This is a genomic window from Methylobacterium sp. NEAU K (genome assembly GCF_030700285.1).
Classification (GTDB): domain Bacteria; phylum Pseudomonadota; class Alphaproteobacteria; order Rhizobiales; family Beijerinckiaceae; genus Methylobacterium.
In genome coordinates, this window is record NZ_JAUYZJ010000008.1 from 1 (window position 1) to 24,935 (window position 24,935).

The 24,935-nt window shown below is 69.1% G+C and carries 29 protein-coding genes; 18 read left to right on the top strand and 11 right to left on the bottom strand.

The annotated features are described in order from the left end of the window. The 12 genes from tuf to rpsQ form a co-directional block, all read left to right on the top strand. The coding region (gene tuf, locus Q8W67_RS08360; RefSeq protein WP_305543583.1) for an elongation factor Tu at positions 1-1,164 on the top strand (1,164 nt) is incomplete at its 5' end. Positions 1,165-1,243: 79 nt separating this feature from the next. After that, on the top strand, positions 1,244-1,552 hold the full coding sequence (gene rpsJ, locus Q8W67_RS08365; RefSeq protein ID WP_007569268.1) for a 30S ribosomal protein S10: 309 nt from the start codon (positions 1,244-1,246) through the stop codon (positions 1,550-1,552). Positions 1,553-1,602: 50 nt separating this feature from the next. Continuing rightward, the gene (gene rplC, locus Q8W67_RS08370) at positions 1,603-2,328 is read left to right on the top strand and encodes a 50S ribosomal protein L3 (protein WP_149310831.1); all 726 of its coding nucleotides are present in this window, start codon (positions 1,603-1,605) and stop codon (positions 2,326-2,328) included. Further along, the gene (gene rplD, locus Q8W67_RS08375) at positions 2,328-2,948 is read left to right on the top strand and encodes a 50S ribosomal protein L4 (RefSeq protein ID WP_305544166.1); all 621 of its coding nucleotides are present in this window, start codon (positions 2,328-2,330) and stop codon (positions 2,946-2,948) included. The genes rplC and rplD overlap by 1 nt, the downstream gene beginning before the upstream one ends. Next, positions 2,945-3,241, top strand: coding sequence for a 50S ribosomal protein L23 (locus tag Q8W67_RS08380; RefSeq protein ID WP_243905823.1), 297 nt, complete (start codon positions 2,945-2,947; stop codon positions 3,239-3,241). Before rplD ends, Q8W67_RS08380 begins: the two co-directional genes overlap by 4 nt. Before the next feature lie 25 nt (positions 3,242-3,266). Then, on the top strand, positions 3,267-4,103 hold the full coding sequence (gene rplB / locus Q8W67_RS08385) for a 50S ribosomal protein L2 (protein WP_020094256.1): 837 nt from the start codon (positions 3,267-3,269) through the stop codon (positions 4,101-4,103). 5 nt (positions 4,104-4,108) lie between these two features. Next, positions 4,109-4,387: a 30S ribosomal protein S19 gene (gene rpsS / locus Q8W67_RS08390; protein WP_007569276.1), complete on the top strand. Its 279-nt coding sequence runs from the start codon at positions 4,109-4,111 to the stop codon at positions 4,385-4,387. A 1-nt stretch (position 4,388) separates the two neighbouring features. Beyond that, complete coding sequence (gene rplV, locus Q8W67_RS08395) at positions 4,389-4,775, top strand: 50S ribosomal protein L22 (protein ID WP_305543609.1); 387 nt, start codon at positions 4,389-4,391, stop codon at positions 4,773-4,775. 10 nt (positions 4,776-4,785) lie between these two features. Then, the gene (gene rpsC, locus Q8W67_RS08400) at positions 4,786-5,532 is read left to right on the top strand and encodes a 30S ribosomal protein S3 (RefSeq protein WP_007569278.1); all 747 of its coding nucleotides are present in this window, start codon (positions 4,786-4,788) and stop codon (positions 5,530-5,532) included. An 11-nt stretch (positions 5,533-5,543) separates the two neighbouring features. Beyond that, positions 5,544-5,957, top strand: coding sequence for a 50S ribosomal protein L16 (rplP, locus tag Q8W67_RS08405; protein ID WP_007569280.1), 414 nt, complete (start codon positions 5,544-5,546; stop codon positions 5,955-5,957). 12 nt (positions 5,958-5,969) lie between these two features. Beyond that, a complete protein-coding gene (gene rpmC, locus Q8W67_RS08410) occupies positions 5,970-6,185 on the top strand; it encodes a 50S ribosomal protein L29 (RefSeq protein WP_243971952.1) in 216 nt (71 codons plus the stop codon). Positions 6,186-6,206: 21 nt separating this feature from the next. Next, positions 6,207-6,473 (top strand): 30S ribosomal protein S17, encoded by a 267-nt coding sequence (rpsQ, locus tag Q8W67_RS08415; RefSeq protein WP_305543621.1) that lies wholly within the window; start codon positions 6,207-6,209, stop codon positions 6,471-6,473. A gap of 355 nt (positions 6,474-6,828) precedes the next feature. Here the strand turns inward: rpsQ and recA are convergent, their stop codons facing one another. From recA to flgB, 8 genes are all read right to left on the bottom strand, one after another. Beyond that, positions 6,829-7,890, bottom strand: coding sequence for a recombinase RecA (gene recA, locus Q8W67_RS08420; protein ID WP_370693843.1), 1,062 nt, complete (start codon positions 7,888-7,890; stop codon positions 6,829-6,831). 238 nt (positions 7,891-8,128) lie between these two features. Then, positions 8,129-10,876: a cell cycle histidine kinase CckA gene (gene cckA / locus Q8W67_RS08425; protein WP_305543626.1), complete on the bottom strand. Its 2,748-nt coding sequence runs from the start codon at positions 10,874-10,876 to the stop codon at positions 8,129-8,131. Positions 10,877-11,360: 484 nt separating this feature from the next. Further along, complete coding sequence (locus Q8W67_RS08430) at positions 11,361-12,428, bottom strand: flagellar biosynthesis protein FlhB (protein WP_305543629.1); 1,068 nt, start codon at positions 12,426-12,428, stop codon at positions 11,361-11,363. Positions 12,429-12,493: 65 nt separating this feature from the next. Next, the gene (fliR, locus tag Q8W67_RS08435; RefSeq protein ID WP_305543632.1) at positions 12,494-13,255 is read right to left on the bottom strand and encodes a flagellar biosynthetic protein FliR; all 762 of its coding nucleotides are present in this window, start codon (positions 13,253-13,255) and stop codon (positions 12,494-12,496) included. Between the two features lie 51 nt (positions 13,256-13,306). Next, positions 13,307-13,573 carry a flagellar biosynthesis protein FliQ gene (gene fliQ / locus Q8W67_RS08440; RefSeq protein WP_305543635.1) on the bottom strand — a complete coding sequence of 89 codons (267 nt, stop codon included), beginning with the start codon at positions 13,571-13,573 and terminating at the stop codon, positions 13,307-13,309. A 175-nt stretch (positions 13,574-13,748) separates the two neighbouring features. Further along, positions 13,749-14,063, bottom strand: coding sequence for a flagellar hook-basal body complex protein FliE (gene fliE, locus Q8W67_RS08445; RefSeq protein ID WP_305543638.1), 315 nt, complete (start codon positions 14,061-14,063; stop codon positions 13,749-13,751). Between the two features lie 19 nt (positions 14,064-14,082). After that, on the bottom strand, positions 14,083-14,490 hold the full coding sequence (gene flgC / locus Q8W67_RS08450) for a flagellar basal body rod protein FlgC (RefSeq protein WP_305543641.1): 408 nt from the start codon (positions 14,488-14,490) through the stop codon (positions 14,083-14,085). A gap of 61 nt (positions 14,491-14,551) precedes the next feature. Continuing rightward, positions 14,552-14,956, bottom strand: a complete 405-nt coding sequence (flgB, locus tag Q8W67_RS08455) for a flagellar basal body rod protein FlgB (protein WP_305543644.1) — start codon at positions 14,954-14,956, stop codon at positions 14,552-14,554. A 313-nt stretch (positions 14,957-15,269) separates the two neighbouring features. On the opposite strand from flgB, the gene Q8W67_RS08460 reads away from it, so the two are divergent. Next, complete coding sequence (locus tag Q8W67_RS08460; RefSeq protein ID WP_305543647.1) at positions 15,270-16,520, top strand: hypothetical protein; 1,251 nt, start codon at positions 15,270-15,272, stop codon at positions 16,518-16,520. A gap of 177 nt (positions 16,521-16,697) precedes the next feature. Here Q8W67_RS08460 and Q8W67_RS08465 read toward each other — a convergent pair whose 3' ends face one another. Continuing rightward, positions 16,698-17,996: an MFS transporter gene (locus Q8W67_RS08465; protein WP_305543651.1), complete on the bottom strand. Its 1,299-nt coding sequence runs from the start codon at positions 17,994-17,996 to the stop codon at positions 16,698-16,700. A gap of 221 nt (positions 17,997-18,217) precedes the next feature. On the opposite strand from Q8W67_RS08465, the gene dnaN reads away from it, so the two are divergent. The 3 genes from dnaN to recF all read left to right on the top strand — a co-directional run bounded on the left by dnaN (position 18,218) and on the right by recF (position 20,986). Continuing rightward, entirely contained in the window at positions 18,218-19,339 is a 1,122-nt protein-coding gene (gene dnaN, locus Q8W67_RS08470; RefSeq protein ID WP_305543654.1) for a DNA polymerase III subunit beta, read from the top strand. 236 nt (positions 19,340-19,575) lie between these two features. Beyond that, positions 19,576-19,857, top strand: coding sequence for a type II toxin-antitoxin system RelE/ParE family toxin (locus Q8W67_RS26790; protein WP_370693841.1), 282 nt, complete (start codon positions 19,576-19,578; stop codon positions 19,855-19,857). Then, positions 19,850-20,986, top strand: a complete 1,137-nt coding sequence (gene recF / locus Q8W67_RS08480) for a DNA replication/repair protein RecF (protein WP_305543660.1) — start codon at positions 19,850-19,852, stop codon at positions 20,984-20,986. Before Q8W67_RS26790 ends, recF begins: the two co-directional genes overlap by 8 nt. 43 nt (positions 20,987-21,029) lie before the next feature. Here recF and Q8W67_RS08485 read toward each other — a convergent pair whose 3' ends face one another. Then, positions 21,030-22,721 carry a methyl-accepting chemotaxis protein gene (locus Q8W67_RS08485; protein WP_305543663.1) on the bottom strand — a complete coding sequence of 564 codons (1,692 nt, stop codon included), beginning with the start codon at positions 22,719-22,721 and terminating at the stop codon, positions 21,030-21,032. A gap of 453 nt (positions 22,722-23,174) precedes the next feature. Here Q8W67_RS08485 and Q8W67_RS08490 point away from each other — a divergent pair, with 453 nt between their 5' ends. Together Q8W67_RS08490 and Q8W67_RS08495 are read left to right on the top strand one after the other, a co-directional pair. Further along, positions 23,175-23,570 carry a VOC family protein gene (locus Q8W67_RS08490; protein ID WP_305543665.1) on the top strand — a complete coding sequence of 132 codons (396 nt, stop codon included), beginning with the start codon at positions 23,175-23,177 and terminating at the stop codon, positions 23,568-23,570. A gap of 41 nt (positions 23,571-23,611) precedes the next feature. Then, positions 23,612-24,199 (top strand): histidine phosphatase family protein, encoded by a 588-nt coding sequence (locus tag Q8W67_RS08495; RefSeq protein ID WP_305543672.1) that lies wholly within the window; start codon positions 23,612-23,614, stop codon positions 24,197-24,199. Here the strand turns inward: Q8W67_RS08495 and Q8W67_RS08500 are convergent, their stop codons facing one another. Beyond that, on the bottom strand, positions 24,200-24,910 hold the full coding sequence (locus Q8W67_RS08500) for a hypothetical protein (protein WP_305543679.1): 711 nt from the start codon (positions 24,908-24,910) through the stop codon (positions 24,200-24,202). Positions 24,911-24,935 lie beyond the last annotated feature (25 nt).

Genomic DNA, 24,935 nt, shown 5'->3' on the forward strand with positions numbered 1-24,935 from the left:
AAGCCGCACTGCAACATCGGCACGATCGGCCACGTTGATCATGGCAAGACGTCGTTGACGGCTGCGATCACGAAGGTTCTGGCGGAGACGGGCGGGGCGACGTTCACGGCCTACGACCAGATCGACAAGGCTCCGGAGGAGAAGGCGCGCGGGATCACGATCTCGACGGCGCACGTGGAGTACGAGACGGCCAACCGGCACTACGCGCACGTGGATTGCCCCGGGCACGCCGATTACGTGAAGAACATGATCACGGGCGCGGCGCAGATGGACGGCGCGATTCTGGTCGTGTCGGCGGCCGACGGCCCGATGCCGCAGACCCGCGAGCACATCCTGCTGGCGCGTCAGGTCGGCGTTCCGGCGCTGGTGGTGTTCCTCAACAAGGTCGACATGGTCGACGACGAGGAGCTTCTGGAGCTGGTCGAGCTGGAGGTGCGCGAGCTTCTGTCGAAGTACGACTTCCCGGGCGACGACATCCCGATCACCAAGGGCTCGGCGCTGATGGCGCTGGAGGACAAGGAGCCGAAGATCGGCAAGGAGGCCGTCCTGGCGCTGATGGCGACGGTGGACAGCTACATCCCGCAGCCGGAGCGCCCGATCGACATGCCGTTCCTGATGCCGATCGAGGACGTGTTCTCGATCTCGGGCCGCGGCACGGTGGTGACGGGCCGGGTCGAGCGCGGGATCATCAAGGTGGGCGAGGAAGTCGAGATCGTCGGCATCCGGGCGACCACCAAGACGACGGTGACGGGCGTCGAGATGTTCCGCAAGCTGCTCGACCAGGGCCAGGCGGGCGACAACGTCGGCGTTCTGCTGCGCGGCACCAAGCGCGAGGACGTCGAGCGGGGCCAAGTGGTGTGCAAGCCGGGCTCGGTGAAGCCGCACACGAAGTTCAAGGCCGAGGCCTACATCCTGACCAAGGAGGAGGGCGGGCGCCACACGCCGTTCTTCACCAACTACCGGCCGCAGTTCTACTTCCGGACCACGGACGTGACCGGGGTGTGCACGCTGCCGGAGGGCACCGAGATGGTGATGCCGGGCGACAACGTGACCATGGACGTCACGCTGATCGTCCCGGTGGCCATGGAGGAGAAGCTGCGCTTCGCCATCCGCGAGGGCGGCCGCACCGTCGGTGCCGGCGTCGTCGCCGCCATCAACGAGTAAGACAGGACAGCATCCTTAGCAGGGCGCGGCGGGGACTTGTCCTCGCACCCCCCGCCGTCCCTCTCAAGGTTTCAGGATTATGAACGGTCAGAACATCCGCATCCGCCTCAAGGCGTTCGATCACCGCATCCTCGATGCGTCGACCAAGGAGATCGTCTCCACGGCCAAGCGCACCGGCGCGACCATCCGGGGCCCGATCCCGCTTCCGACGCACATCGCGAAGTTCACCGTGAACCGCTCGCCGCACATCGACAAGAAGTCGCGCGAGCAGTTCGAGATGCGCACGCATAAGCGAGTGCTCGATATCGTCGATCCGACGCCGCAGACGGTGGACGCGCTTATGAAGCTCGACCTCGCCGCGGGCGTGGACGTGGAGATCAAGCTCTGAGTCCCGCCGGGACTTAGAGCTTACCGTTTCATCGCGCGAGGGAGAGACCTATGCGCTCAGGCGTCATCGCACAGAAGGTCGGCATGACCCGCGTCTTTACAGACGCGGGGGAGCATGTCCCCGTCACAGTGCTCAAGATCGATCAGTGCCAAGTGGTCGCCCACCGCACCGTCGAGAAGAACGGCTACGTCGCGCTGCAGGTCGGCGTCGGCAAGGCCAAAGTTAAGAACGTCTCGGCTGCCGAGCGGGGCCGTTTCGCGGTCGCCAAGGTCGAGCCGAAGAAGAAGCTCGCCGAGTTCCGCGTGTCCGAGGATGCCCTGATCCCGGTCGGTGCCGAGATCACCGCCGACCATTTCATCCCCGGTCAGTTCGTGGATGTGACCGGCACCACCACCGGTAAGGGCTTCGCGGGCGGTATCAAGCGCTGGAACTTCGGCGGCCTGCGCGCCACCCACGGCGTGTCGATCTCGCACCGCTCGATCGGCTCGACCGGCGGCCGCCAGGATCCGGGCAAAACCTTCAAGAACAAGAAGATGCCGGGTCATCTCGGCGTCGAGCGGGTCACCACCCAGAACCTGCGCGTCGTGCGCACCGATCCCGAGCGCGGCCTGATCCTGGTCGAGGGCGCGGTGCCGGGCGTTGCCGGCGGCTGGATCCAGATCCGCGACGCGGTGAAGCGCAAGCTACCCGCCGATGTTCCGCTGCCGGGCAAGTTCCGTGAGAACGGCGCTTCCACCCCGGCTCCCGAGGCCGCTGCGGCTGAGGAGACCGCGTGATGAAGCTCGATGTCACCACTCTCGACGGCGCCGGCGCCGGTTCGGTCGAGCTCAACGAGGAGATCTTCGGCCTCGAGCCGAGGGCAGACCTCCTGCAGCGCATGGTCCGCTGGCAGCTCGCCAAGCGGCGCGCTGGCACCCATGCCGTGCAGCACCGCTCGGACGTGAACCGCACGCGCAAGAAGCTGTATAAACAGAAGGGCACCGGCAACGCCCGTCACGGCGCGGCCTCGGCGCCGCAGTTCCGCGGCGGCGGCCGGGCCTTCGGTCCGGTTCCCCGTGACCACAGCCACGACCTTCCCAAGAAGGTCCGTGCCCTGGCGCTGCGCCACGCCCTTTCGGCGAAGGCCAAGGCCTCGACCCTGATCGTCGTCGACGACATCAAGATCGAGGACCACAAGACCAAGGGTCTCGTCGAGCGCTTCGGCAAGATGGGCCTCTCGAACGCATTGATCATCGGCGGTGCCGAGGTCGACGTGAACTTCGGCCGCGCCGCGCGTGCCATCCCGCAGATCGACGTGCTGCCCGTGCAGGGCATCAACGTCTACGACATCCTGCGCCGCGACACGCTCGTCCTGACCAAGGCCGCCGTCGACGCGCTGGAGGAGCGTTTCAAATGAGTGCCGATCCGCGCCACTACGACATCATCGTCGCCCCGGTCATCACCGAGAAGGCGACGAACCTGACCGAGCAGAACAAGGTCGTCTTCCGGGTCGCCCCCAAGGCGACCAAGCCTCAGATCAAGGAGGCGGTCGAGAAGCTGTTCGACGTGAAGGTCACGGCGGTGAACACCCTCGTGACCAAGGGCAAGAAGAAGATTTTCCGCGGCCTCCGCGGGCAGCGCTCCGACGTGAAGAAGGCGATCGTGACCCTGGCCGAGGGCCACACGATCGACGTCACGACCGGGCTCTGAGGACGGGTTTTAGGGATCCAAGCCGATGGCCTTGAAGACATTCAAACCGGTCACGCCGAGCCTGCGCCAGCTCGTGCTCGTCGACCGCCGTGAGCTCTACAAGGGCAAGCCGGTGAAGGCGCTGACGGAGGGCAAGAGCTCTTCCGGCGGCCGGAACAACCTCGGTCGCATCACCGTCCGCTTCCGCGGCGGTGGTCACAAGCGCGTGTTGCGCAATGTCGACTTCAAGCGCCGCGAGCAGCTTGGGGTCGCCGCCACCGTCGAGCGTATCGAGTACGATCCGAACCGCACGGCTTTCATCGCGCTGATCAACTTTCCCGACGGGAAGCAGAGCTACATCCTGGCGCCGCAGCGGCTGCAGCCGGGCGACAAGGTCGTGGCCGGCGAGTCGGTTGACATCAAGCCGGGCAACGCCGCTCCGGTCGGTTCGATGCCGGTGGGCACCATCGTCCACAATGTCGAGCTGAAGATCGGCAAGGGCGGGGCGATCGCCCGATCGGCCGGGAACTACGCGCAGATCGTCGGGCGCGACCAGGGCTACGTGACGCTGCGTCTGAACTCGGGCGAGCAGCGCCTCGTCCACGGTCAGTGCTTCGCCAGTGTCGGCGCAGTCTCGAATCCGGACCACATGAACATCTCGCTCGGCAAGGCCGGGCGCAACCGGTGGCTCGGCAAGCGCCCGCACAACCGCGGCGTGGCGATGAACCCGGTCGACCATCCGCACGGCGGCGGCGAGGGCCGTACCTCGGGCGGCCGCAATCCGGTCACGCCCTGGGGCGTGCCCACAAAGGGGAAGAAGACCCGGTCCAACAAGCGGACCGACGTGTTCATCCTGTCCAGCCGCCACAACCGCAAGAAGTAATCGCTATGGCACGCTCTCTCTGGAAGGGGCCGTTCGTCGACGGCTACCTCTTCAAGAAGGCCGAGGCGGCGCGGGGTTCCTCGCGTTCCGAGGTCATCAAGATCTGGAGCCGTCGCTCCACGATCCTCCCGCAGTTCGTCGGGCTCACCTTCGGTGTGCACAACGGGCAGAAGCACATTCCGGTCTACGTCTCCGAGGAGATGGTGGGGCACAAGTTCGGCGAATTCTCGCCGACCCGCACCTTCCACGGTCACGCGGCCGACAAGAAGGCGAAGAGGCGCTGAGATGGGCAAGCAAGCCACCCCCCGCGCGCTCCCCGAGAACGAGGCGAAGGCGGTCGCGCGCATGCTGCGCGTCAGCCCTCAGAAGCTCAACCTCGTGGCGCAGATGATCCGCGGCAAGAAGGTCGATACGGCCCTCGCCGACCTGCAGTTTTCGCGCAAGCGCATCTCGACCGAGGTCAAGAAGTGCCTCGAGAGTGCGATCGCCAACGCCGAGAACAACCACGACCTGGACGTGGACGACCTGATCGTCTCCCAGGCGTTCGTCGGCAAGGCGCTCGTTCTCAAGCGCTTCCACGCCCGCGCCCGCGGTCGCGGCGCGCGCATCCTGAAGCCCTTCTCGAACCTCACCATCGTGGTTCGCGAAGTCCGCCAGGCCGAAGCGGCCTGAGGAGGATCTGATGGGCCAGAAAGTCAATCCGATCGGTCTCCGGCTCGGCATCAACCGGACCTGGGACTCCCGCTGGTTCGCCGGCAAGGGCGAATACGCCAAACTCATGCACGAGGACGTCGCGATCCGCGCCGCCCTCATGAAGCAGCTCAAGCAGGCTGCGGTGTCGAAGATCGTGATCGAGCGCCCGCACCGGAAGTGCCGTGTCACCATTCACTCGGGCCGTCCGGGCGTGGTGATCGGCAAGAAGGGCGCGGATATCGAGAAGCTTCGCAAGCTCGTCGGCACGATGACTAAGGCCGATGTGACGATCAACATCGTCGAGGTGCGCAAGCCCGAGATCGACGCCACTCTGGTGGCCGACTCGATCGCCCAGCAGCTCGAGCGCCGCGTCGCGTTCCGTCGCGCCATGAAGCGTGCCGTACAGTCGGCGATGCGTCTGGGTGCCGAAGGCATCCGGATCAATTGCTCGGGCCGTCTTGGCGGCGCCGAGATCGCCCGCCAGGAATGGTACCGCGAGGGCCGGGTTCCGCTCCACACGCTCCGCGCGGATGTGGATTACGGGACGGCCACCGCCTTCACGACCTACGGCACCTGCGGCATCAAGGTGTGGGTGTTCAAGGGCGAGATCCTCGAGCACGACCCGATGGCTCAGGACAAGAAGGCCCAGGAAGAGGGCGGCCGCTCCGGCGGGCGCCGTGAGCGCGATGGCGAGGGCGGCCGCGAGCGCGGACGCCGCGAGCGCGAGCACGCGTAAGGTAGGAAGCCATGCTGCAACCGAAAAAGACCCGCTTCCGCAAGCAGTTCAAGGGCCGCATCCACGGTGCGGCCAAGGGCGGCTTCGAGCTGAACTTCGGCCAGTTCGGTCTGAAGGCGGTGGAGCCGGAGCGGGTCACCGCCCGGCAGATCGAGGCGGCCCGCCGCGCGATCACCCGCGAGATGAAGCGCCAGGGCCGTGTCTGGATCCGGGTTTTCCCGGACGTTCCGGTCTCCTCGAAGCCGACCGAAGTCCGAATGGGCTCCGGTAAGGGTGCCCCGGATTACTGGGCTGCCCGTGTCCATCCGGGCCGGATCATGTTCGAGGTCGACGGCGTTGCCGAAGACATCGCCAAGGAGGCCCTTCGCCTCGGCGCCGCCAAGCTCCCGATCCGCACGCGGGTCGTCCAGCGCATCGCCGACTGAACGGAGGCTATCGTGAAGTCGACCCAGAGAGTGTCTGATCTCAAGGCGTTGTCGCCGGATCAGTTGAACGACGAGTTGCTGAACCTCAAGAAGGAGCAGTTCAACCTGCGCTTCCAGGGGGCCACCGGTCAGCTCGAGAACGTCGCCCGCGTCCGCGAGGTCCGCCGCGACATCGCCCGCGTCCGCACCCTGCAGCGTTCGAAGACGCTTCAGGCGGCCAAGAGCTGACGAAGGGCTTAGGAGAACACCATGCCGAAGCGCGTCCTGCAGGGCACCGTCGTCAGCGACAAGGGCGAGAAGACCATCGTGGTGAAGGTGGAGCGCCGCTTCACGCACCCGGTGATGAAGAAGACTGTGCGCCGCTCGAAGAACTATCATGCCCACGACGAGGCGAATGCCGCCAAGGTTGGGCAGACGGTGTTCATCGAGGAGTGCCGTCCGTTCTCGAAGACCAAGACCTGGAAGCTGGTTGAGGATAAGGCTGCTGCGGTCGTCGAGGCCGGCGAAGCCGCGTGAGCCAGGGATATCGGCGGCTGCGGGTTTCTGCGTCCGCCTGAACGTTCCTGGTTGTGGTTGGTCAGGGATAATGCGCCGGGCTCGGCGCCTGTCCCCGCCTTTCACGTTCCCGGAACGACGAACGCCCGGACGAAGTTCGACCCTCATGGGGCCGGATTCGTACCGGGCGTTGTCGTTTCGAGGATCGGTCGTGTGTTGAACGCGGCGGCCTTCATCCGCCGCTGCGAATGTCCCGGATCCGAAGGGCCCGGGACCTGTTGCGGGTGCAGAGCGGAAGCCCCGCGAGCCTCGGGACGCGGTCCCGAACTCCGCCAGAGGGCCTCAAGCCCTTTGGGAACCCGCTAGCCGGTCGATCTCAGGCCTCGCCCTCGTCGAGGTCGTCGTCGGTGGGCTTGGCGTTCTCCAGGATCTTCTCGGCGACGAGGCCTGAATTCTGGCGGATCGAAGCCTCGATCTTGTTGGCGATCTCAGGGTTGTCGCGCAGGAAGCCCTTCGAGTTTTCCCGGCCCTGGCCGAGGCGCTGGCTGTTGTAGGAGAACCACGCGCCGGACTTCTCGACGATGCCGGCCTTTACGCCGAGGTCGATCAGCTCGCCCACCTTCGACACGCCCTCGCCGAACATGATGTCGAATTCGACCTGCTTGAACGGCGGCGCGACCTTGTTCTTGACGACCTTGACGCGGACCTGGTTGCCGATCGCCTCGTCGCGGTCCTTCAGCGTCGAGATGCGGCGGATGTCGAGGCGCACGGAGGCGTAGAACTTCAGCGCGTTGCCACCCGTGGTGGTCTCGGGACTGCCGTACATCACGCCGATCTTCATCCGGATCTGATTGATGAAGATCACCATGCAGTTCGACCGCGAGATCGAACCGGTGAGCTTGCGCAGGGCCTGGCTCATCAGGCGCGCCTGTAGGCCGGGCTGGCTCTCGCCCATCTCGCCCTCGATCTCGGCCCGCGGGGTGAGTGCAGCCACCGAATCGACCACCAGCACGTCGATGGCGCCCGAGCGCACCAGCGTGTCGGTGATCTCCAGGGCCTGCTCGCCGGTGTCGGGCTGCGAGATCAGCAGGTCGTCGAGATTGACCCCGAGCTTGCGGGCATAGACCGGGTCGAGGGCGTGCTCGGCATCCACGAAGGCGCAGACGCCACCCTTCTTCTGGGCCTCGGCGATCGTGTGCAGCGCAAGCGTGGTCTTGCCGGACGATTCGGGCCCGTAGATCTCCACGACTCGGCCGCGGGGAAGCCCACCGACGCCCAGCGCAATGTCGAGGCCCAGCGAGCCCGTGGAAATCGTCTCGACCTCCTGCACCTTGTCGTTCTTGCCGAGCCGCATGATCGAGCCCTTGCCGAAGGCGCGTTCGATCTGGGACAGGGCGGCGTCGATCGCCTTGGACTTGTCCTTGTCCACGGGGGGCATGTCGACCACTTTCAATGCGGGCTGGGCCATCTGGCGGGCTCCTTATGAAGGGGTTGGGCGCAGTTCACAACGCGCGTCAACACCGGCCGTGTGTACCCGGTTTGTTCTTTTTCGGCAAGGGCGCGGCTGTCCTGCACCGGCAGGACGCGGAGGTTATGCGCGTTCTCGGCGGTATGGGCTCAGGCCGCGAAGAATCCGCGGCCCGAGCGTCAGGAGCGGGGCGCGTCGATGGCCGGCCTCAATCGGCCATCGTCTTTTTCACGGTCTCGACGAGCTGCTTGAGGCTGAATGGCTTCGGCAGGAAATTGAAGGTCTCGCCCTCCGGCAGGTTCTTGCGGAAGGCGTCCTCCGCGTAGCCCGAGACGAAGATCACCTTCAGGTCGGGCTGGTGCTTGCGGACCTCCCGCAGCAGGGTCGGGCCGTCCATCTCGGGCATCACCACGTCGGAAACGACGAGGTCGATCTCTTGAAGGCCCTCGCGCACGATCGCCAGCGCCTCCAGGCCGGAGGCGGCCTCCAGAACGGTGTAGCCGCGGGCCGACAGCGCCCGGCTGTTGACCGCACGGACCGGATCCTCGTCCTCGACGAGCAGTATCGTCCCCTGCCCGGTATGGTCGGCCGCGGGCTTGCGCGGGGCGGCCTTCTCCGCCGCCGCAGTGCCACCCTTCGGGTCGCCCACGAGCACGAAGGCGTCGCCCGGGCCTGCCTGCTTCGATGGTACCGCGGCCTGCGAGACGGGCAGGTCTGCCCGCGGCAGGCTCGGGGGCGCGGCTTCCTCCGGCTCCGCCACCGGGATGTGCCGCGGCAGGTAGATGCGGAAGGCCGTGCCCTCCCCGACCGTCGACTGGACGTCGATGGTGCCGCCGGACTGCTTGACGATGCCGAACACCGTCGAGAGCCCGAGGCCGGTGCCCTTGCCGATCTCCTTGGTGGTGAAGAACGGCTCGAAGATCTTCTCCATCAGTTCGGGGGGGATGCCCTGCCCGGTATCGCGCACCTCGATCAGCACGTGGTCGCCTGCGGGCGCCCCGCCCCGCCCCTCGGCGACCGCGGAGGAGCCCGGATCCACCACGTTCTCGGTGCGGATCATAAGCTTGCCGCCCTCGGGCATCGCGTCGCGCGCGTTGACCGCGAGGTTCACGATCACCTGCTCGAACTGGTTGACGTCGGCCTTCACGGGCCAGACGTCGCGGCCGTGCTTCAGCTCCAGGGCGACGCGCTCGCCGAGCAGGCGCTTCAGCAGCAGGGTCAGCTCGGAGAGCCCCTCCCCGACATTCATCACCTCCGGGCGCAGGGTCTGGCGGCGGGAGAATGCCAGGAGCTGGCGGACGAGGCCCGCCGCCCGGTTGGCGTTCTGCTTGATCTGCATGATGTCCTGGAACGCCGGATCGGTGGGCCGGTGGCTCGCGAGCAGCAGGTCCGAGTAGCCGATGATCGCCTGCAGCACGTTGTTGAAGTCGTGTGCGATGCCGCCGGCGAGCTGACCCACGGCGTTCATCTTCTGCGCCTGGGCGACCTGCTGCTCCAGCTGCCGCTGCGCCGTGGTGTCGAGGGCGTACAGGATGACCCGCTCGGCCTCGTCCGCCTCGCGCACGGCGTCGCCGCCATCGGCCGGGCTGAGCCAGAGCCGCGCCGAGCGGCCCCCCGGACCGGTGAGCTGGACCTCGATCGGCTCCGGGTCGGAGAGGCCGCTCGCCGCGCGGGCGAGGCCGGCCTCGAGGGAGCTGCGGTCGACCACCGAGTCGGCGACGTTGGGCTCGGCGCGCTGGGTCCCCTCCCCCTCAGGTTCACCCTCGTCGGCCTGGCGCGGCACCGTGCCGAACAGCCGGGTGAAGGAGGCGTTGGCCCGGGCGATCCGGCCGGACCGGTCGAGGGTCGCGATGGCGATCGGGGAATTGTTGAGGAAGCGGGCCAGCCGGACCTCGGCCGCGCGCTGCGGCTCGTCGGTCTCGGCCCCGGCCGAGCGGTTGATCACGAAGGTGCGCGACGAGCCGGGCTTGCCGTCCTTGCCGAAGGCGACCCGGTGATAGAGCCGCACCGGCAGGGTGTGGCCGTTGCGGCGGCGCAGGTCGAGGTCGAACCGGTCGGTGCGGACCTCCCCCGGCAGGCCGGCGGTGCGCACGAGCACGTCGGCCTCCGGGGCGATCTCGGTGAGGTGCGGGCCACCCGGGCCGACGCTCGCGAGGTCGTAGCCGAGCCAGGCGGCCAGAGTCGCGTTCATGTAGACGATAGCGCCCGCCGGATCGATCGACAGGAAGCCCGCCGGGGCGTGGTCGAGATAGTCGATCGCGTGCTGCAGTTCCTGGAAGACGTTCTCCTGGCGCTCGCGCTCGGCGGTGATGTCGGCCACCGTCCAGAGCGAGGCGGCACGGCGCGGGCGTGCCAGGGGACGCACCGAGACCCGGTACCACCCGAAGCCGCGTTCGTCCGCCAGGGGCCCGAGAGGCGGCGACATCCGGATCTCCTCCGTGTGCGCCCGCCCGTCGCGGGAGGCCTGCGACAGGCGGTAGACCGCCTCCGAGACCTCCGGCGACCCGACCAGGATGCGCTCCACGGGCGCGAGGTTCGAGAAGGTGTCGCCGCCGGCAATCCGCAGGTAGGCCCCGTTGGCGTAGATCAGGCGGCCGCCATCCTCCACGACCAGCGCCCCGTCGGGGGACGCGTCGACGATGCCCTTGGTGATGTCGTCGCGGGTCGCGCTGCCGCTGAGCTGGAGCGCCCCGATGGCGAGGGCGAACAGAAAGAAGACGCCGGCCATGGCCAGCAGCGCGAGCAGCCAGACGATCAGCGACTGGGCCTGCTCGTTGGCCACGAAGGACAGCCCGATCGCGGCCCCGACCAGGAGGCCCGCGAGCACGAGCAGCAGCCCGACCCGACCCGGCTGCTCCGAGCGGTCGATCGAGCCGTTCCCGTGCGCATTCGCGATCGGCAGTCCCGCATTCTGCGTGCCCGCGGCGGGCGCCGGAGGTCCAGTGACGTCGGCCATCGGCATCATTCCAGAACAGTCACCCGGTTAGGCCCGCCGGCAATATCAGGGCAAGGGCAGCGCGGCACCACTCTCGTCGCGCCATACTCGTCGCGCCAAGCCTCGGCGTAGCCTCGCGAAAAAAGGTGGACGAAGCGTGGCTTTTCGGTGCGGCCGGATGCGATCGCCGTGCCGGTACGGCGGTGAGGCTTCGACATTCCAACCCCGGCGTCATCGCGTGGCGCCATGAGGCTCGCATCCAGCCCCATGCAAGACACAACGCGCCTTCCTTCCCGTTTGCACCTCATCCGGAACCACCCCTGACTTTTCCCGGCAAGGCAGAGGGAAAAAGGGCCGTCTTTCAAAGTGGCGGGTTCGAGCGGAGTGGTGTGCATGCGCCGGCCCCGAGGAGCGAGCGCAGCGGGCCTCGACGGGAGCGTCCAGGGATCGCGGCGCCCGCTTCGCGAGGGCATCGTCAAACCCTATGCCCGCCTGCGACGGGTCCCTACGCGGCCCTGCGGCGCAGGCGCAGCACGAAACCGATCACCTCGGCCACCGCGCGATAGTGCTCGGCCGGGATCTCGCGGTCGATCTCCACGGTGGCGTGCAGCGCGCGGGCGAGCGGCGGATTCTCGATCACCGCTACCCCGTGCTCGGCCGCCACGGCGCGGATGCGCAGGGCCAGCGCGTCGACGCCCTTGGCGACGCAGATCGGCGCGGCCATGCCGGCCTCGTAGCGCAGGGCGACCGCGTAGTGGGTCGGGTTGGTCACCACCACGGTGGCGGTCGGCACGGCGGCCATCATCCGCTTCTTCACCCGGGCCATGCGGAGCTGCTTCATGCGGCCCTTGACCTCGGGATTGCCGTCCGCCTCCTTCATCTCCTGCTTCATCTCCTCCTTCGACATGCGGTGGCGCTTGCGCCAGCGGAAGCGCGCGTAGAGCGCGTCGCCGAGCGTGATCGCCAGATGCACGCACAGCATGCCGGCGAGCAGTCGCAGGCTGAGAGACAGGATCGCCGGCAGGCACGCCGCCGGGTCGAGCCGGGCGAACACTTCCAGCCGGTCGCGATCGTTCCACAGGAGCGCCGCGCCGACGACGCCCACGGCGCCGATCTTGGCCAGCCCCTTGCCGAACTGGAACAGCGCCTCGACCCCCAGGAGTCGCTTCAGGCCGGACATCGGCGAGATGCGCTCGAATTTCGGCACCAGGGTCTCGGTGCTGAGGACCAGCGGGTGCTGGAGCAGGCCCGCGGCGAGGCCGGCGGCGGCCGCCATCCCGACCGGCACCGCAACCGCCTCCAGCCACAGCCAGAGGCCCCGCGTCGCCGCGGCCTTCATGGCGGTGGCGTCGTCGGGCAGCGCGTGGGCGTTGGCGAGGTAGGTCTTGAGGCCCTGCGTCAGGCTCTGGGCGATGCTCGGCGCAGCGATCACCAGCGCCAGCGTGAAGGCGCCCAGGATCGCGAAGGTGTTGATCTCGGAGCTGGTCGCGACGTCGCCGCGCTCGATCGCCTGATCGAGCCGCCGCTGAGTCGGCTCCTCGGTCTTGTCTTCCTGCTCCGCGCCCTCGGCCATCGGTGTTCGAACTCAGTGCGTGTGGCGGCGGGCGGGGCGCGCGCGGTCCCGGTCGGCGGCGGCGGTCAGCGGCTGACGAACTCCCCGAGATACCGGCCGAGATCGTCCAGGAAGACGCCCATCATGACGCCGAGCGAGCCCATCAGGATCAGCATGCCGATGAGCACTGAGGCCGGGACCGCCAGGAAGAAGACCTGCAGCTGCGGCATCAGCCGCGACAGCACCCCGAGGCCGAGATTGAACAGCAGCCCGAAGGCGATGAACGGCCCGGAGATCTGCACCGCCAGCGTGAATCCACGGGCGAGCGCCCGGAGCGCCAGCATCAGCGCGTCCGAGAAGGCCGGAATCCCGTCCGGCGGCAGCACCGCGTAGCTCCGCGCCAGGCCCTCGATGGCCAGGTGATGCAGGTCGGCGGCGAAGATCAGCGTGACGCCCAGCAGCGAGAGGAAGTTTCCCAGCGCCGCCTGCTGCCCGCCCATGCTCGGGTCCACCGTCATGGCGTAGGACAGGCCGAGCTGCTGCGAGATGATCACCCCCGCGGTCTGCAGCGCGGCCAGCACCATCCTGACCGACAGACCGAGCACCAGCCCGACGATGGTCTCCCCGAACAGCAGCCCGATCAGCCGGGGGCCGGCCAGCCCCTCCGTGCCGCCGAGCAGCGGGCGCACGGTGGGGAACAGCACCAAGGCGGTGAGCAGCGCGAAGGACAGGCGCATGCGCGGCGACACCATCTGCTCGCCGACGCCCGGCATCAGCATGATCAGCGTGCCGACGCGGGCGAAGGTGATGAGGTAGGCCGAGGCGACGCCGGGCAGGAGAAGGTTCATCGCCGCCCCTATGGCACGCGCGCGCCGCCCCTGTCGCGCCGGGGGCGCTCATCAGCCGCCCGCCGCGATGCGCGCGGCGATGCGGGTCATGTAGCCGGCCATGGCGTCGCCCATGAATGGCAGCATCAGCAGGAGCGCGGCGAACACCGCCACGATTTTGGGCACGTAGATCAGGGTCTGCTCCTGGACCTGGGTCAGCGCCTGGATCAGCGAGACCGCGAGCCCGACCGCGAGCGCGACCAGCATCAAGGGGCCGGCCACCTTGAGGAACACGAAGATGCCGTCGCGGGCGACGTCGAGGATGGCGAGGCCGGTCATGGTTCTGCGGCTTGCTCTGAGAGGGCGGATGAGGACCGGGATTCAGTGCCGGTGCACCGTCATTCGTGCTCTGACGGCTTGACGTTCGGCGCCGTCGTTCCGGGCTCCTCTCTTGCGGTCCGGGATGACGGCGCTTCGTGTTTGAGCACCGCGGCATCTGAAGCAGGACAGTGCGCTAGATCTGCATCCGCATGATCTCCTCGTAGGCGGAGATCATGCGGTCGCGCACGGCCACCATGGTCTGGAGGGCGGTCTCGCTCTCGGCCACCGCGGTGACCACGTCGACGACGTTGGCCTTGCCGGCGGCCGCCGAGAAGGCTTGCCCGTCGGCCCGCTTCCCGGCATCTCCGACCTGCTCCAGTGCGTTGCCGAGGAGCTGCATGAAGTCGCCGCCGGTCTCGCCCGCCGGCTGGACCCGGGGCGTCGGCCGGCCGCTGGCCAGGCCCTGGACGGCCGCGTAGGCGCCGGCCGCGAAGTTGCTCGTCGCCATCGCTAGGCTCCCTTCGCGTTCACTTCAGGATCGCCAGCGTCTGCGCGAGCATCTTGCGCGTGGCGGTGACCATGTTGAGGTTCGCCTCGTAGGATCGCTGCGCCTCGCGCAGGTCCATGTTCTCGATGAGCGCGTTGACGTTGGGCATCTGCACCTCGCCGCGGGCGTTGGCCGCGGGGTTGCCCGGCTCGAACTTCGTCCTGAACGCGGAGGGGTCGCGCCGGATTCGTCCCGCCTCGACCAGCTTGGCGCCGGTCTCCGGGTCCATGTGGCTGGTGAAGGATGGGATCTTGCGGCGATAGGGCTCGGCCCCCGGCGAGGCCGGCGCGGAATCGGCGTTGGCGATGTTCTCGGCGATGATCCGCATCCGGCCCGACTGGGCCTTGAGGCCGGCCGCCGCGACCGTGAGTGACTTGCTGAATTCCATGGCTCAGGGCCCTCCTGCCGCGTGCCGCGACGCCGCGTCCGAACGATAGCGTCCGAAACGGTCAGCTCTTGCCGATGGCGATCTTCAGGGTGGTCAGGCTGTGCTGGTAGAGCGAGGCGGCCATCTGGTAGTCGGACTGGTTGTCGCCGGCCTTCATCATCTCGTCCTCGAGATTGACCGCGTTGCCGTTCGGCCGAATCTCGAAGCCCTTGGCCCGCTTGGTGTCGGCCCCGGCCCCGGATTGCCCGGGGGGGGCGATGTGGGCCGGGCTCGTCAGCATGAGGCTCGGGGACGAGGATACGGCGCTCCCCGTCTCCCGGTCGAAGCGCAGCTCCGCGAGGTCGCGGGGCTTGAAGCCGGGCATGTCGGCGTTGGCGACATTCTCGGCGATCAGGCCCTGGCGCGCCTGGGCCCACTGCATCCGGGTTCGCAGCATCCCCAGGATGGGCAGGTCGGTCAGGGCCAAGGTCGCCTCCGGTCTCGCGGCGCCGCGCCGGATCGAGCGGGCTCGGCAAAATCTGCCGCGCGCATGGTTAATGCGCAGTTAAGCGCAGGCCGGCCGAGGATCGGGCCGGGGCGGGGCGACGGTCCGGCGACGGCGCCGGTTCGTCCTTCACAACCTGCTGTCTTGACGGCGCTAATTTTAAAGGCCTGTTAACGAAGTCTTAACGTCGACTGCCACGTCGCCCCGTCGACGTGGTATGGATGGGTCCCGTGCCGGGCGCGGCCCTGCGGCGGCCGGAACGTGCGAGTGCGTAATTTTGCAATGGCTGCCATCCGTGTTTGGCTCTGAGGGTTCCGCCATCGTCCAGTATGTCGTGATCTTCGCCGTCATCTTCACGGCGTTGGCCGCGATCGTGTTCACGGTGCGGCGCTTGACCGGACGCAGCCTCGCTCTGCCGGGGCGCGCAAACAGCCGCGGGCGCCAGCCCAGGCTCGGGATCGTCGACGTATACGAGCTCGACCGTGCCCGGCAGCTGATCCTGCTGCGCCGGGACAATGTCGAGCACCTGCTGCTCGTGGGCGGCCCCAACGACGTGGTGGTCGAGCGCAACATTCAGCGGACCCAGCGCCCCCTGCCGGAAGCGGCCCTGCTGCCCGAGGGGGCCTCGGACCCCCTGGTCGAGCCGCCGGCGGATCCCCTCGCGCAGGGCGGCCGCCTGCCCGAGCCGCCGCGGGTCCTCCCGGAGATCCCGGGTCGCCGCGCGGAACCGCTGTTCAAGCCCGGCTTCGAGATGCCGGTCGTCGTGCCCCCGCCGGTGCCGCGCTCGGATGACGCGCCGCCGGTGACGTTCCGGCTGGATCTAGCCCGGCTCGCAGGCGACGAGCTCGCGCAGGAAGTCTCCGCGCCGTCGGTCTCCGCGTCCTCCGGCTCGGTCCCCGTGCCGCAAGCCCCCGCCGCGGAGCCGGCTCCGGCCGCCCGCGCGGCGGCGGCGCCGCGGCGGATCCTGAGCCGGACCGCAGCGCCGCTCGTCGAGCCCCGGCCGGATCCCGCCTCCGAGCCCAGGCCCGAACCTAAGCCCGAACCTAAGCCCGAGGCCGGCTCGATGCGTCCCGAGGCGGCCCCGAAGGCGCCGAGCCTGACCGTCACGTCCGAACGGCGATCCGTCGATCCGGCCGTCCTGTCCGACATGGCCCGGCAACTTCAGGCTGCGCTGTCGCGTCCCTCCTCGGCGGTGACGCCGGCCCCCGCGCCCCCCGCCGCTTCCGAGGAGGTCGATCCTGTGGCCGCGGCGATGGCATCCGCGCCGCCGCCTCCATCAACGCCTCCCGCAATGCCCGCTCCGCCCGTGTCCCCGGCGCCCGTGCCCCGGGCTGCCCCGGAGACGCCCCGTCCGTCCGCGCCGGCATCGCCCGCACCGCCTCCGCCGGTGCCCCAGCCGACGCTGCCGAAGGTCGCCCCGCCGTTCCAGGCCGCGGTCGCCGCTCCGCGACCGGATCCGAAATCCGCCGGCAATCCCTTCTCGGTGGAGGAGATCGAGGCCGAGTTCGCACGCCTCCTCGGGCGCCCGCTGGACAAGCGGGGCTGAGGCGCCGGTGTTTGCCGGCAGGTAGCCATCGTTCGGAGCGCCCGGCCCGAACGCGCCGACCGGACCGTTCAAGCGCGCACCTGAGCACCACCGGCCGGAGCGGTCACAGCTCCGGCAGGTGGTGCTGAGAGGATCGTTCCGAACGGTGGCAGCCGGCGTTCGGAATAGGGCGATGCGCTAATCGTGGGCCGTCTCTCGCATCGCCAGGACGGCGACGAAGCTGAGGATGGCCGCGACCGCCAGATAGAGCCCGACGAAGCCGATCCCGCCATACGCCGCCAGCTCCTGGGCGATGTAGGGCGCGCCCGAGGCGCCCAGGATGCCGGCGAGGTTGTAGGTGACGGAGGCGCCGGTGTACCGGACCCGGGTCGGGAACAGCTCGGGCAGAACGGCGCCCATGGGCCCGAACACCCAACCCATCGCCAGCAGGCTGAGGCACAGGAAGCCGAGGACCGGCGGCCACGTCCCGGCGCCCAGCATCGGCCCCATGAGGAAGCCCAGCAGGAACACCGCGGCCATCCCCGAGAGCAGCATCGGCCTGCGCCCGAGGCGGTCCGCCGCGGCGCCCGAGAGCACGGTGCCGAGCGCCATGAAGCAGACCGCGATGCACTCGAACAGCAGGAAGGTCGGCCGCGCGTAGCCGAGCGTGCCGGTGCCGTAGCCCAGCGCGAACACGGTCGAGAGGTAGAACACCGCGTAGACCGCCACCATCGCCAAGGTGCCGATCAGCACCGCGCGCCCGTGCCGCGTCAGCATGGTCGCAAACGGGATGCGCTCCGGCTGCGCGTGGCTCAGCGCGGCCTTGAAGGCCGGCGTCTCGGTGAGCTTGAGGCGCACGTAGAGCCCGACTCCGACCAGCGCAGCCGAGGCCAGGAACGGCAGGCGCCAGCCCCAGGCCTGGAAGCTCTCGGGCGAGAGGCCGAAGCTGAGGGCGAGGAAGCCCAGATTGGCCAGCACGAAGCCGACCGGCGCACCGAGCTGCGGGAAGATCCCGTACCACGCGCGCTGGCCCGGCGGCGCGTTCTCCACGGCCAGCAGCGCCGCGCCGCCCCACTCGCCGCCGAACCCGATGCCCTGCCCGCAGCGCAGGATGCAGAGGGCCGCCGGCGCCCACCAGCCGGCGGTGGCGTAGGTCGGCAGGCAGCCGATCAGGACGGTCGAGAGGCCCATGATCAGGAGCGACGCGACCAGCGTGGCCTTGCGCCCGACCCGGTCGCCGAAATGCCCGAACAGGGCCGCACCCACGGGCCGCGCGATGAACGCGATCGCGAAGGTCGCAAACGCGCTGAGCTGCTGTACCCCGGGTGCGCCAGCCGGGAAGAACACCGGCCCGATCACCAGCGCGGTGGCGGTGGCGTAGATGTAGAAATCGAAGAACTCGATCGCCGTGCCCACGAAGCTCGCGGCCAGGATGCTGCCGGGGGAGGCCCTGGTTGCGGTCTCTCTCGATGCCGCGATCTCGAGGGTCTGGAGCATGGTCTGTTTGGGACTCGGGCGAAAATACGGTATCGTGTCGGCCGCGGCGCTTTCGCACGGTGCGGCTCGCGCGGGAACCCTGAAATCGACATCGGGGCGGCGTAGCTGTGCGATGCGCCCAGGGCGGCCTTGCGTTCGCCTGCCCCGTTCGCCAAGCTGCCCGGCCAAATTCCGAGACGGGTTCCGGCTGCGGCGCCCTTCCACATCACTCGAGTATTGCGATGAGAGTCACCGTCGAGCGCGCAGCCCTGCTCAGGTCGCTCGGCCACGTGCACCGGGTCGTCGAGCGCCGCAACACGATCCCGATCCTGTCGAACGTTCTGCTGCGTTCGGAGGGCTCGGGGCTCCAGCTCCGGGCGACCGACCTCGACATCGAGGTCACCGAGAGCGTGCCTGCCGACGTGGCGGATGCGGGGGCCACCACGGTCCCGGCGCACGTGATCTACGACATCGTCCGCAAGCTCCCGGAGGGCGCCCAGGTCTCGCTGGAGACCGGCGGCGAATCCGGCCAGATGACGATCCGCTCCGGCCGCTCGCGCTTCGCGCTGGGCGCCCTGCCGGAAGGCGACTTCCCGGACCTCGCCGCCGGCGAGATGCCGCACGGGTTCGAGATCGCCGCGGCCGACCTCAAGCGGCTGATCGACAAGACGCAGTTCGCGATCTCCACCGAGGAGACGCGCTATTACCTGAACGGCATCTACCTGCACACGCTGGAGACCGAGGGCGGCCCTGTGATGCGGGCGGTGGCCACCGACGGTCACCGGCTCGCCCGGGTCGAGATCCCGGCCCCGCAGGGCAGCGTCGGCATGCCGGGGGTGATCGTGCCCCGCAAGGCCGTGGCCGAGATCCAGAAGCTCCTGGACGACGGCGGCGAGACGGTCGCGGTCGACCTGTCGCCCGCCAAGATCCGCCTGCGCTTCGCGGGCGGCCTGACCCTGATCTCCAAGCTGATCGACGGCACCTTCCCGGACTACCAGCGGGTGATCCCGGCCAACAACGACAAGCGGCTGACGGTGGAACGCGATACCTTCGCCAAGGCGGTGGACCGGGTCTCGACGATCTCGTCCGAGCGCGGGCGCGCCGTGAAGCTCGGGCTCAGCGAGGGGCGCCTGGCGCTCTCGGTCAACAACCCGGATTCGGGAAGCGCCACCGAGGAGCTCGATGTCGACTACGAGGCGGCCGGCCTCGATATCGGCTTCAACGCCCGCTACCTTCTCGACATCACGGCGCAGCTCGAGGGCGACACGGCTCTGTTCAAGCTCGCCGATCCGGGCTCGCCGACCCTGATCCAGGACCGTGAGGGCGCGCCGGCCTTGTACGTGCTGATGCCCATGCGGGTGTGACGGTTCGCCAGCCCCGGAACGGTCGCCTGCGACCCCCTACAGGCGGCTTCGCTCGAGCGCTGGATCGCAGCCAGTGTCGGGTTACCCCTCCTGAACGAAGATCGGCTCGCCACGTTGCGGACGGCTTTGCGGCATGGGGTCTTGAGCGGAGACGACGAACCTCACGATGCGACGCCGGATGAATCGGCAGCGCGCAATACCGCCTGGGAGAAGGCCGGCACGCGAAGCCTGTCCTCGTGTCGCGGCAGGCGCGAACGGATCTGCGCGCGGTCAGCGACTTCATAGCCTCGGACGATCCCGCTCCCGCCGTCAGCTTCTTCGCGGCGCTCCGCATCCGATGTCCCGCATTGGGTCGGCAGCCGATGAGCGGCAGGCCCGCGTCGGAGATCGCTCCCAACGTACGGATCCTCAAATTCCGATCTTACCTGATTCATCATCGCAAGTTCGACGACCGGATTTCGATCGATCGCGGGCCGCATGCGGCCGGCGATCGTTCCGCCTTGCCGCCTCATGAGTGAACCCGATAGCACCGGAACTGCGCGCCTCACCCGCCTGATCGCCCGCGATTTCCGCAACCACGCCGACCTCGACCTCGCGCCCGCGGCCCGCTTCGTGGCCCTGGTGGGCGAGAACGGGGCCGGCAAGACCAACCTGCTCGAGGCGATCTCCCTGTTCGTGCCGGGGCGCGGCCTGCGCCGGGCGGAGTTCGCCGCGATGGCGCGCGCGGGCGGCCCGGGCGGGTTCGCGGTGTCCCTCACCTTGGACCGGGACGGCGCCGAGCATCGTCTCGGCACCGGGCTGGAGCCGCCGGGTCCGGAGGGCCGCAGCAGCCGCCTCTGCCGCATCGACGGCGCCCCCGCCCCCTCGCCGGTGGCCTTCAGCGAATTCCTCCGCGTGGTCTGGCTGACGCCGGATCTCGACGGACTGTTCCGCGGCGCCGCCGGCGACCGGCGCCGGTTTCTCGACCGGCTCGTGCTGGCGGTCGATGCCGGGCACGGGGCCCGGGTCTCCGCCATGGAGCGGGCCCTACGTTCGCGCAACCGGCTGCTGGAGGAACGTCCCGACGACGGTCGATGGCTCGACGCGGTGGAGCGGGAGGTGGCCGAGCTTGGTGTCGCCGTGGCTCTGGCCCGCCGGGAGACCGCGGAGCGGCTCGACCGGTTGATCGCCGAGACCCGCGACGACGCGCAACCCTTCCCCTGGGCGTCGATCCGCCTGGAGGGGGATCTCGACGACCTCGTGGCGGTCTGGCCGGCCATCGAGGCGGAGGACCGCTTCCGGCTGGCCCTGCGCAACGGCCGTAACCGCGACCGGGCTGCCGGCCGCACCCTGACCGGGCCCCAAACCACCGACCTCGTGGTCCGCCACGGTCCCAAGGATGTCCCGGCGGGCACTGCCTCTACGGGGGAGCAGAAGGCCCTGCTGATCGGCCTCGTCCTGGCTCATGCCCGCCTGGTGCGGGCGATGAGCGGCATCGCACCGTTGATCCTCCTCGACGAGGTCGCCGCCCATCTCGACCCGCGCCGGCGCGCCGGCCTGTTCGAGGCCCTCGAAGCCTTGCCCGGACAGGTCTGGATGACCGGGGCCGACCCGGCCGCCTTCGCGCAGGCCGGCGACCGGACGGAGGTGCTCCGGATCGGGCCGTGACCCGATCCTGAGCCCGTCCGGGGGACGAGCCCGGCCGCCTGCCTCAGGCGGCCCGCACCGTGGTGAGGAAGCGGGACACCTCCGCGCCGAGATGCTCCGACTGGCGCGACAGCTCGCCGGCCGCGCCGAGAACCTGGCTCGCGGCCGTGCCGGTTTCCTCGGAGGCCTGGGCCACGCCCGCTATGTTGCTCGTCACCTCGGAGGTGCCGGCGGCGGCCTGCGAGACGTTGCGGACGATCTCCTGAGTCGCGGCGCCCTGCTGCTCCACGGCCGCGGCGATCGAGGTCGCCACCGAGTCGATCTCGCGGATGCGCGCCGTGATCGCCCCGATCGCCGTGACGGCCTGGCCGGTCACCCCCTGGATCTGGCCGATCTGCTGGCTGATCTCCTCGGTGGCCTTGGCGGTCTGCGCGGCGAGCTCCTTGACCTCCGCCGCCACCACGGCGAAGCCGCGGCCAGCTTCGCCGGCGCGCGCCGCCTCGATCGTGGCGTTGAGCGCCAGCAGGTTCGTCTGCCCGGCGATGTTCGAGATCAGCCCGACCATGTCGCCGATGCGCGTGGCCGCCTGGCTCAGCGCCTGCACCAGATGCTGGGTCTGGTCCGCCTCGCCGACCGCCGATTGGGCGAGGCCGGCCGAGCCGAGCACCTGCCGGCCGATCTCCTGCACGGACGAGCCCAGCTCCTCGGCCGCCGCCGCCACGGTCTGGACGTTGGCGGCCGCCTCCTCGGCCGCCGCCGCCACCGTGGTCGACTGGTTGGCCGTCGCGCTGGCGCTGGCCGTCATGGCCTGCGCGGTCGCCTGCAGCTCCGTGGCCGAGGACGAGACCATGCCGACGATACCGCCGACCGCGCGCTCGAACCCGTCGGCCAGCTCGATCATGGTCCGCTTGCGCTCGGCCGCCGCGGCCTCGTCGGCCAGACGCTTGATCTCGGCCTCCTCGGCGGCCTTGCGGGCCACCATCGCCTTGATGCCCTCGACCGCCTTCCCGACCGCGCCGACCTCGTCCCTGCGGGTCGCCTCCTTGATCTCGGCGTCGATCTCGCCCTTCGCCATCCGCTGCAGGACGGCCACCAGGCGGTCGAGCGGGCGGGTGATGCCGATCATCGAAATGAACAACGCCGCGACGAGGCCGGCGAGCATGCCGGCCGCGCTGAGGATCATCAGGCTACGGCGAGTGGCGTTGGTTTGATCCGTCAGGTCGTCGGAGCCTTTCTGCATGTAGGCGTTGATGTCCTCGGCGAGCTTGTTGCCGTTCGCCGCCAGGCTGGCGAAGGTCGGATCGATCGCCGAATGGACCAGCGCGATGGCCTGCTCGTTCTGATTGAGGGTGCCGAGCCGGCGCACCTCGGTCACGTCCCGGAGGAACCGCTCGATGCGCGCGGTCTGCTCGTCGATGCGGGTCGTGAAGGTGGGCGTATGGCCGCGAAGCGCGCCGAGCGTTTCCTTCAGCTTCGGCACGGCGGCTTCGAAGCCGCCGTTGGCGGCCTTCATCTGCGCCTCTTCGGTCTCGGCGATGATCCGGTAGACGAAGTAGTTCAGCTCGAACACGAGCTGGTTGACGTGCTGGATCTCGGAGATGCCCACGGCCTCGTTGCTGATGAACGCGCTGTAGGCGTCGTCGATCTGCGTCATCCGCGATTGGGCATACCAGACGCAGCCGCCGACGATCGCGCCGATCAGGGAGATGATCAATGCCAGCTTGGCGAAGATCTTCATGTTCGACAGGCGTATCATCGTGTTCGGCTCCGGCTGGGCGAGTCGTTGGAGTTTAAGGCTGGGTCGATCCCGTTTCTGGCCTATCGCAGTTAATCATGCGCTAAAATCTGAAATCGTTATGTCTGTGCCGGCAAGATTTTCAATCCGGGAGTTAAAAAGATGCCGATCTCGCTGATTTTGCGACGGCCATATGCCTTTCTATTGTTGGATCGATGACAGATATTCGATCGATGTTCGAATCGAATTCAATCGTGTGTATCAAAATTTTGACGCACGGCCTGTTTGCTATACATGGTTATTATTTATAGCTTGATTGCTATTCGTCGGTTCCGTGCGCCGGCCCGCATGCGCCCGGCGCGCCGGCTCAGGTCGTGCCGCGATGTCGATGCGTCAGCCCTTTCCGCGGCGCCGCGGCGGCGCCACATGTGCCGCTATCCCGACCTGTCCGAATGCTCACGGAACCGCAGACGCATGTCCAAGCCCGTCCACGCCATGATCCGCGTCCTCGATGAGGGGCGCGCCCGCGACTACTACGCCCGCGCTTTCGGTCTCGACGTGTCGGACCGCTACGACTTTCCGGATTTCACCCTGGTCTACCTGCGCGATCCGGCCTCGCCGTTCGAGCTGGAGCTGACGGTGAACAAGGGCCGCGACACGCCCTACGATCTGGGCGACGGCTACGGGCACATCGCCTTCGTGGTCGACGATGTGGAGGCCGAGCATGCGCGCCACCGGCGCGAGGGCTTCACGGCCACAGACCTGAAGTCGCTCAAGCACGGGGAGGAGGTGCTGGCGCGCTTCTTCTTCGCCACCGATCCCGACGGCTACAAGATCGAGGTCATCCAGCGCGGCGGCCGTTTCGCCTGATCGCCCCGCTTTCCGCCTGCCCAGAGACGCGTCCGAGCATCATGCGAGAGAACACCCGAATCGTCTGCATCCGCCACGGGGAATCGACGTTCAACGCCGCCCACCGGCTCGGCGGGGGCGACCCGGGCCTTCCCGATGCCCGCCTGACCCCGCGCGGCCGGGCCCAGGCCCGGGATGCCCGGGTGCGTCTGGAGCGCATCCCGTTCGAGCTGGTGGTGGTGTCGCCGCTCACCCGCGCGATCGAGACCGCCGCGATCCTGTTCGGCGAACACCCGAGCCGCCCGCGCGTGCTGGTCGAGGTGCTTCACCGGGAATGCCAGGAGAGCAGCTGCGACGTCGGCCGGGCGGCCTCGGAGATCGCCGCGGACTTCCCCCATCTCGACGTGGGGCACCTTCCGGAGGTGTGGTGGCACGCGGAGCCCGGTTCGGAGGTCGGCGGCTATCCCGTCGAGCCGCGCCCCCTGTTCGACGCCCGCGTGGCCGCCTTCCGGGGGTGGCTGCGGGCTCGGCCCGAGAAGACCATCGCGGTGGTCGGTCACGGCACCTTCTTCTATCATCTCAGCGGCACGTTCCTGGAGAACTGCGCCTCGATCGAGCTGGACCTCGCCGCCGAGCCCGCCCTGGCCTGATCAGGCCGAGGCCCGCGCCGCATCGAGCCGCGCGCGGGCACCGACCAGATCGATCGCCGACGCCTGCCGGCCGATGGCGAGGGCGGCATCGAGGATCGTGCAGGCCCGCGCCCAGGTGTCCGGCACGAACGGTGCCGCGCCCTCGGCGACCTCGGCGGCGCATCGCGCATCGTCGGCGGCCCGCAGAGCCGCCGTGGCGGTGCGCGCCACCGCGGCGGTCAGCGCGCCGTCCCGCCACCGCCGCGCCCGGGCGGCCTCCTGGGCGAGTGCGCCGCCCCGCCATTCGGCCGATTTCGCCGCCGCCAGGGCTGCGGGCAGGTCCGGCGCGCCGGCACAGGCCTCGGCATGCTCGGCCATGCCGGCGCGCGTGCAGAGCGGTGCGAGGATCCGCCGGATGCTCTCCAGGGCGAGGCGCCGGATGCGGGAAGTCTCGACCTCCGGCCGGTCTGCGCTGCCCGAGAGCCGCAGCACGAAGCTCATCAGCTGCGGCCGGGCATCGTCCGGCATGGCGTCGTTGAGCCCGAGGGCATAGGCCGCGATCGGCCGCGAGAAGCAGGGCGGGCAATCGGCGCTGGAGCGGATCGCCCTATAGGGCAGGCCCGCGGCCACGATCGCCGCCTCGTTGATGCATGTCCCGCCCTCGGGTCCCGGGAACGGATGCGAACCGGCGAGCAGGCGCCAGTTCAGGATCTTCTCGAAGTCGGCGTGCATCCGCGCTCCCCCCGTAACGGGAGCG